Source organism: Psychrobacter sp. CAL346-MNA-CIBAN-0220, assembly GCF_040309805.1.
In the GTDB taxonomy this organism is placed as follows: domain Bacteria; phylum Pseudomonadota; class Gammaproteobacteria; order Pseudomonadales; family Moraxellaceae; genus Psychrobacter.
This window is the reverse complement of the sequence record NZ_JBEOPF010000265.1, coordinates 1-273: the sequence shown is the minus strand read 5'-3', so window position 1 is coordinate 273 and position 273 is coordinate 1. Positions and strand designations below refer to the sequence as shown.

The window sequence follows — 273 nt, the reverse complement described above, 5'->3', positions numbered from 1 at the left end:
ATCTATAGCCGACAAGCATTAGATGTAAAGTCACGAGAAATAGCCACCGTTGCCGCTCTAACCGCCTTGGGTCATTGTAGGCCTCAGCTCAAGGTTCATTTGAATGCGGCTTTGAATGTTGGATGCAGCGAAGATGAAGTAAAAGAAGTACTGTTACAAATGTCAGTTTATGCAGGCTTCCCGGCGGCGTTAAATGGTATGTTTGCGTTTAAAGAAGTCCTTCAAGAGCGACAGGCATAACAAATGACAAATAAGGCTTAACAGGCAACGAAT

At 44.0% G+C, this 273-nt stretch carries 1 protein-coding gene; it reads left to right on the top strand.

What is annotated here, in order from left to right:
- On the top strand, nt 1-240 hold a 240-nt coding region (locus tag AAEY88_RS13580; protein WP_350563237.1), incomplete at its 5' end, for a carboxymuconolactone decarboxylase family protein.
- Between the last annotated feature and the right edge of the window lie 33 nt (nt 241-273).